The sequence below is a fragment of the Roseovarius halophilus (ex Wu et al. 2025) genome (assembly GCF_047086965.1).
The window spans coordinates 1-6,730 of the sequence record NZ_JBKOTX010000257.1 but is presented as its reverse complement, the minus strand read 5'-3'; the positions used below and the strand labels follow the sequence as shown (position 1 = coordinate 6,730).

At 68.8% G+C, this 6,730-nt stretch carries 6 protein-coding genes; 3 read left to right on the top strand and 3 right to left on the bottom strand.

What is annotated here, in order from left to right; genetic code table 11:
- Nucleotides 1-162 precede the first annotated feature (162 nt).
- A complete protein-coding gene (gene xylA, locus ACH107_RS28745) occupies nt 163-1,461 on the top strand; it encodes a xylose isomerase (RefSeq protein WP_310690913.1) in 1,299 nt (432 codons plus the stop codon).
- 15 nt (nt 1,462-1,476) lie between these two features.
- Here xylA and ACH107_RS28740 read toward each other — a convergent pair whose 3' ends face one another.
- The 3 genes from ACH107_RS28740 to ACH107_RS28730 are packed head-to-tail and all read right to left on the bottom strand — an operon-like array spanning nt 1,477 to nt 4,555.
- On the bottom strand, nt 1,477-1,809 hold the full coding sequence (locus ACH107_RS28740) for a hypothetical protein (protein ID WP_412509153.1): 333 nt from the start codon (nt 1,807-1,809) through the stop codon (nt 1,477-1,479).
- Nucleotides 1,810-1,854: 45 nt separating this feature from the next.
- The gene (locus ACH107_RS28735) at nt 1,855-4,089 is read right to left on the bottom strand and encodes a molybdopterin cofactor-binding domain-containing protein (protein WP_412509152.1); all 2,235 of its coding nucleotides are present in this window, start codon (nt 4,087-4,089) and stop codon (nt 1,855-1,857) included.
- Nucleotides 4,090-4,093: 4 nt separating this feature from the next.
- A complete protein-coding gene (locus ACH107_RS28730) occupies nt 4,094-4,555 on the bottom strand; it encodes a (2Fe-2S)-binding protein (RefSeq protein WP_412509151.1) in 462 nt (153 codons plus the stop codon).
- A gap of 203 nt (nt 4,556-4,758) precedes the next feature.
- Between ACH107_RS28730 and dusA the strand changes: the two genes are divergently transcribed.
- Together dusA and ACH107_RS28720 are read left to right on the top strand one after the other, a co-directional pair.
- Nucleotides 4,759-5,787: a tRNA dihydrouridine(20/20a) synthase DusA gene (gene dusA, locus ACH107_RS28725; RefSeq protein ID WP_310691534.1), complete on the top strand. Its 1,029-nt coding sequence runs from the start codon at nt 4,759-4,761 to the stop codon at nt 5,785-5,787.
- 54 nt (nt 5,788-5,841) lie between these two features.
- Nucleotides 5,842-6,654: a sulfite exporter TauE/SafE family protein gene (locus ACH107_RS28720; RefSeq protein WP_412509150.1), complete on the top strand. Its 813-nt coding sequence runs from the start codon at nt 5,842-5,844 to the stop codon at nt 6,652-6,654.
- Nucleotides 6,655-6,730: the final 76 nt, after the last annotated feature.

Below are 6,730 nucleotides of genomic sequence, written 5' to 3'. Positions count from 1 at the left end.
GAGCCTGTTGTCGGGACTCCATGTCGCCCCGCTGTCGATGCTTTCGCGCACGACCGGCGTGGCGTCGGTATCAATGAAAATGCGCGCGCGCTGGCCGACCCCCTGGCCCAGGCCCAGGCCCGCTATCGCGCCGCCTATCACAAGCTCAAGGATCTATAAGACATGTCCGGATTTTTCGACGGGATCGCCCCGATCCGCTACGAGGGCCCGCAAAGCGACAGTGACTTCGCTTACCGCCACTACAACCCCGAGGAAGTCGTCCTCGGCAAGCCGATGAAAGAGCACCTGCGCTTTGCCGTGGCCTATTGGCACTCCTTCGCATGGGAGGGCAACGATCCCTTTGGAGGGCAGACCCTGATCCGCCCCTGGCAGCCCCAGGACAGCATGGAGCGCGCGAAGATCAAGGCCGATGCCGCCTTCGAACTGCTCGAGATCCTCGACGCGCCCTATTTCTGCTTTCACGATGCCGACGTGCGCCCCGAAGGCGACAGTTTCGCCGAAAGCCGCGCCCGGCTGGACGAGATCACCGATTACTTCGGCGAAAAGATGGAGCAGAGCGGCACCGGGTTGCTCTGGGGGACGGCGAACCTGTTCTCGCATCGCCGCTACATGTCCGGGGCGGCGACCAACCCCGACCCCGAGGTCTATGCCTATGCCGCCGCAACGGTGAAATCCTGCCTGGATGCCACGCAGAAACTGGGCGGAGAGAACTACGTCATGTGGGGCGGGCGCGAGGGCTACGAGACCCTGCTGAACACCGACCTGGCCCGCGAGCGCCAGCAGGCCGGCCGGTTCCTGGCGCAGGTGGTGGACTACGCGCACAAGATCGGCTTCGAGGGCCAGCTTCTGATCGAGCCCAAGCCGCAGGAGCCGACCAAGCACCAGTATGACTACGATGTCGCCACGGTTTACGGGTTCCTCAAGGATTTCGGTCTGGAAAACGAGGTGCGCGTCAACATCGAATGCGGCCACGCGGTGCTGGCCGGGCACAGCTTCGAGCATGAGCTGGCCTTGGCCGGCGCGCTGGGCATCCTCGGGTCCATTGATATGAACCGAAACGATTACCAGTCCGGCTGGGACACGGACCAGTTTCCCAACAACGTGCCCGAGGTGGCGCTGGCCTATTACGAGATCCTGCGCGCGGGCGGCCTGGGCCGGGGCGGCACGAACTTCGACGCCAAGCTGCGGCGCCAGTCCATCGATCCTGCCGACCTGGTGCTGGCCCATGTGGGCGGCATGGACACCTGCGCCGCGGGCCTCAAGGCCGCTGCGCGGATGGTCGAGGACGACAAGCTGGAGGCCGCCCGCCGCGACCGCTACGCAGGCTGGGATGGGTCTGACGTGCTGGACCAGGACCTTGCGACCCTCACCCAGAGGGTCGAGGCGCAGGGCATCGATCCGCAGCCCCGCTCGGGCCGGCAGGAACGGCTGGAGAACCTGGTGAACCGCTACGTGATCTGAGCGGCGCGGAGCGGGTCAGGCCCTTTCGGCCGGCCGCCCCGCCCAGATCGCGGCGAAGAGCGCCACAGCGGCGCCAAGATCCGCCGCGAGAATGCCCCAGAGCACCCAGCCCGGCACCGGGCCGGGACCGGCAAGTTCAAGGATGGTTCCGGCCATGCCGCCCATCATGCACAGGAAGGTCAGCCAGGCCACCCAGAGCATCCCCCGCGCCAGCCCGGCATAGAGCGCCAGGTAGAGCACGGCGGGCAACAGCAGGACCTGCCCGATCGGCGCGAAGCCCGACAGCCCCGCACCGACGACATGCAGGGCGGCACTGACCAGCAGAAAGACACCGGCGGTTTTCATCATCTCGTGCATCCTCGGTCGAGGGGGGCGGGGACAGGCATGGCCCCCTCAGGCAAAGGTAACGGCCTTGTTGAAGGGCATCTCGCGCAGGCGCGTGCCCGTGGCCGCGAAGATCGCATTGGCCAGCGCGGGCGGGGCCGGGGGCACGGGCGGTTCACCGATCCCTGCGATGCGGGCGCGGTTTTGCAAGACGCGCACCTCGATCTGAGGCGTCTGCCCGAGCCGCATCCCCGCGTGCTGGTGGAAATTGGATTGCTGCGCCATACCGTCGGCATAGGTGATCTCACAACTCATGGCATGGCCCATGCCCCAGATCACGCCGCCCTGGATATGGTTCTCGATGTTGACGGGGTCGATCACCGGGCCGGGGTCGGCCACGGCCCATACCTTGTGGATGCGCAGGCCGTCCTCGGTCTGTTCGACCTCTGCGATCTCGGCCACGTCCACGCCGAAGCTGCGCACCAGCGCCACGCCAAGGCCGCGGTTCGGGCCGGGGTCGCGGCCCCATCCGGCCATCTCGGCGGCCTCGGACAGCACGGCATGGGCAACGGGATCATCGATCAGGCGCAGGCGTTCCTCGATCGGATCGGCGCCCGCAGCATAGATCAGTTCATCGAGGAAGGTTTCAAGGAAGAACCCCCCGAAAGAGGCCCCGACCGACCGCCAGGAGGAGACCGGCGCGAGGTTGGGCACCGCATAGCCGCGCACCCGGAAATCGGGCAGGGCATAGGGCGCCGAATAGGCCCCGGCGCCCAGCTGGTTGTCCGGCCCGCCCGAGGCCGCGCCAAGGCGGCCACCCTGCGAGGCGAAGACCGGCGCGCCGGCGATCTGCAGGTCCAGGGCGCGGACCTCGCCCTGCGCCACCGCGCCGCGCCCGCGCGCCATGGCGATGTGGCGGGGGAAATCCTGCGCGAAATCCTCTTCGCGGGTATAGGTCAGCTTGATCGGCGTGCCGCGCCGCTGGTTGGCGATCTCGCAGGCCAGCTTGATGTTCTCGAATTCCAGCCGGTGCCCGAAAGAGCCGCCCGCATACTGGTTGTCAAAGCGCACCTGGTCGGGGTCGTGGCCCGTCACTCCGGCGGCGATGCGCTGGACGAAGCGCGGCAACTGGTGGCTGGCGGCGATCTCGACACGCTCGTCGGTGACGGTGACGAGGGCATTGAGCGGCTCGAGCGGCTGATGGGCGACATAGGGCGCACGATACTCGGCCTCGACCAGATCATCGCCATCCGCCGCCCCGGCATCGCCATCGTCGCGCCAGGTGGCGTTGAGCCGGTCGTCGGTGAAGGAGGCGGCGATTTCGGCCCAGTGGTCGGCCTGTTCGGCATGATAGGGGGCGGGGCCCCAGTCGAAGTCGATCGCGCGGGCGGCCTTGAAGGCGCGCCAGGTGCTGTCGGCCAGAACGGCCAGCCCGTTCGTGACCTCGACCACGCCCTGGACGCCGGGCATGTCGCGCGCCGCCGCGGCGTCATAGCCCCGCATCGGCCCGCGGCGCGGGTTGGTCACGACGGTGGCATGGACCATGCCCTCGGCCACGAGGTCGATTCCGTAGACGGTGCGCCCGGTGGACTTGTCGCGGATATCCAGCCGCTCGGTCGGCTGGCCGACGAGGCGCCAGCTTGAGGCGGGCCGCAGGGCCACGTTCTGCACCGGGTCCAGCGCGCTGGCCGCGCCTGCAAGCTCGGTATAGGCCCGCCGCGTGCCGTCGGGCAGGACGACCGCGCCGCGCGCGGTGCTCAGCTGCGCCACGGGCACTCCGGTGTCCTGGCTTGCCGCCAGCTTGAGCGTCTCCCGGGCCGAGGCCCCGGCCTGGCGCAGCTTGTCGAAACTGTCGGCTGCCGCCGTCGATCCGCCGGTGCCCTGAAGGCCCGCGACCTTGAGGGCCGCGCCCATTGGCCCGCGCACCGCATCTGCGGGCAGCGGGGTCAGGGCGGCGATCACCTCGGCCCCCTCGGCGGCAAAGCCCCGGTTGTAGTAGGCCGCCGCCGGTTCGCCGAACGCGGTGGTGAACTGGTCGAGCTCCAGATCCATTTCCTCGGCCAGCAGGATCGCCTGCATGTGGGTCGTGCCCTGGCCCAGGTCGGCATGGGGTGTGATCAGCGTGATCCCCTCGGGGCCGATCCTGACCCAGGGGTTGAAGGTGGCCTGCTGCGCGCCGAGGTCTTCGGTCAGCGGGTTCTCCTGCGGGCGCGCCACCAGGTAAGAGCCGAAGACGACAGCGCCGCCCACGACGGTGGTACCGATCAGAAAGCCCCGGCGGGTGAGTGTTTTCAGGCGGGCCATTGCCTCAGGTTCCCATCTTGTCGGCGGCCAGGTCGATGGCCTGGCGAATGCGGACATTCGTGCCGCAGCGGCAGAGGTTGCCCGACATGGTGGCATCGATGGTCTCGTCCGAGGGCGCCGGGTCCTCTGCCAGCAGCGCGGCGGCCTGCATGATCTGCCCGGCCTGGCAATAGCCGCACTGGGCGACCTGGGTCTCGATCCAGGCCTCCTGGACCGGGTGCAGGCTGTCGCCGTCCCCGGCCAGACCCTCGATGGTGACGATATCGGCGCCCTCGAGGCTGTCAATGGGCAGCTGGCAGGCGCGGGCGGCGGCCCCGTCGAGATGCACGGTGCAGGCGCCGCACTGGGCGATGCCGCAGCCGTATTTCGTGCCGATCAGGCCCAGCTCGTCGCGCAGAACCCACAACAGCGGGGTGTCGGGGTCGGCCGTGAGCTCGTGCTCGGTTCCATTGACCGTGAGTTTCATGGGGCCCCGCGTCAGACGTTAGGGTGAAGTGGCGCACGCCTGTTACAAGGTTGTATTGAGTATCGGAATGTCAAGCCGTCGCGTTGACGCCGCTGGAACGGTTCGCCGCCGGATGGGGGATCTGGCGCGCGGCGGGTGTGTTGCAGCGCTGGCGCGTCCCGCCACGAGGCGCTATACGAAATCGGCGCAACAGGAAGTGATCGATGCCAGGAAAGACCGTGACAGATCGCCTCGCGTATGACGCCGGTGCCCTTGCCGGGGCCGCGAGCCTTTCCGTGGCCCCCATGATGGACTGGACCGACCGGCATTGCCGGTACTTTCACCGTCTCATGTCGCGCCAGGCGCTGCTGTATACCGAGATGGTGACGGCCCCCGCGCTGGTGCGGGGCGGCGCGCGGCATTTGTTGCGCTTTGATCCGGCGGAACAGCCGGTGGCGCTGCAACTGGGCGGCTCGGACCCGGCGGAACTGGCGCAGGCCGCGCGCATGGGCGCCGAGGAGGGATATCCCGAGATCAACCTCAATTGCGGCTGTCCCTCGGATCGGGTGCAATCGGGCACCTTCGGGGCGATCCTGATGACAACGCCGGACCAGGTGGCCGAGTGCTGTGCCGAGATGAGCGCGGCCCAGCCCGCCGAGGTCACGGTGAAATGCCGCATCGGCGTGGACAACCAGGACCCGGAAGAGGTGCTGCCCACCTTTCTGGAGAAGATTCGTGCCGCCGGGGTGCGGCGGGTGACGATCCATGCGCGCAAGGCCTGGCTGCAGGGGCTTTCGCCCAAGAAGAACCGCGATATTCCGCCGCTGGACCATGACCTCGTGCACCGGATGAAGGCCGAATTTCCCGACCTGCATGTCTCGTTGAACGGCGGCATCGTCTCGCTTGCGGCGGCGCGGGCGCATCTGGACCGGGGCATCGACGGGGTGATGATCGGGCGGACGGCCTATCATAGCCCCGCCGAGATCCTGCTGGACGCCGATCGCGCGATCTTCGGCGGCGCGCCCGGCCCGGACCGGCACGCGGTGGTCGCCGCGATGCGCCCCTATATCGCCGCCCATCTGGCCGAGGGGGGCAAGCTGGCCCAGGTCACGCGGCACATGCTGGGGCTCTTCGCGGGCCTGCCCGGCGCGCGGCACTGGCGGCGGGTGCTGTCGGAACAGGGCCATCGCGCGGGGGCGGGGCCAGAGGTTCTGGACCGCGCGCTCGACGCCATGGAGCAGGCCGCGGCCTGAGGGATTGCAGCCCCGCCTCTCTGCGGGCAAGAGGGGCTGAACATCGGAGGAATGATGCCCGAACTTTCACTGTTGATCGGCCTGGGGGCCATGCTGCTGGCCATCGGGGCCTTTGCGGGGCTGCTGGCCGGGCTGCTGGGCGTGGGCGGCGGCATCGTGCTGGTGCCTGCCTTCTACTATGCCTTTGCCGGATTGGGTTATGACAGCCCGCAACTGATGCAGATGTGCCTTGCCACCTCGCTGGCCACGATCATCGTGACCTCGGCGCGCTCGGTGCTCAGCCACAACCGCAAGGGCGCGGTGGACTGGGACATCCTGCGCGGCTGGGGGCCGGGAATCGCCATCGGCGCGGCCATCGGCGTGGCGGTCGCCGCACAGCTGCGCTCGGAGGTGTTGCAGGCCATCTTCGGCGGGCTGGCCTTTGCCGTGGCGCTTTACATGATGCTCGGGCGCAGTGACTGGCAACTGGGCGCCGCCATGCCCGACGGGCCGGTCAAGTGGCTGCTGGCCCCGCTCATGGGCCTGCTCTCGGTGCTCATGGGGATCGGCGGCGGCAGTTTCGGCGTGCCGGTCATGACGCTCTACGGAAGGCCCGTTCACAGGGCTGTCGCCACCGCCGCGGGCTTTGGTGCCATCATCGCCGTGCCGGCGGTGCTGGGCTTTCTGCTGGTGGACATGGCCGTGGCGCCGCCGCTGTCGCTGGGGGCGGTGAACCTGGGCGCCTTCGCCCTGGTCATCGCGATGACGCTGATCACCGCGCCCTGGGGCGCGGCCTTGGCGCATCGGCTGGACCCGAAGCCGCTCAAGCGGGTTTTCGGGGCCTTCCTCATGCTGGTGGCGCTGAACATGCTGCGCCAGGGGCTGTGATGGTGGACGGGCGCGGCTATCGGGTGCTGCGCGACGTGCCGGGCCTGCGCGCCTGGGCCGAGGCGGCCCGCGGCCT